The sequence below is a fragment of the Tamlana crocina genome, from assembly GCF_012037625.1.
In genome coordinates this window covers 1-327 of sequence record NZ_JAAVJS010000647.1, presented here as the reverse complement: position 1 = coordinate 327, position 327 = coordinate 1, and the positions used below count along the sequence as shown (strand labels likewise).

At 43.1% G+C, this 327-nt stretch carries 1 pseudogene; it reads left to right on the top strand.

What is annotated here, in order from left to right:
• A pseudogene (locus HC176_RS18420) lies at window positions 1-327 on the top strand (M1 family peptidase); the annotation flags it as partial.

Genomic DNA, 327 nt, shown 5'->3' with positions numbered 1-327 from the left:
GAGTACCTGCAGGGAACAAGAGGTGGTATCGGGAACAAAAACCCTATAAGCGGAAATTACGGTGTCAACAATGAAGGCTCGGGTGATATGTATGCCAAGGGCGCAAACCTGCTGAACACCATCCGCAGCATCTATGACAATGACGAGCTGTGGTGGAAAACCTTAAAAGATTACACTGAAACTTACCGTCACAAGATCATAACAACAGAAGAAACTGAGAACTATTTTAATGCGGCAATATCCTATGATCTAAAGCCTGTTTTAGATCAGTATCTTCGGAATGCCGCTCTTCCTTCGCTACAGTTTCGGAAAAAAAATGGAAAGGTA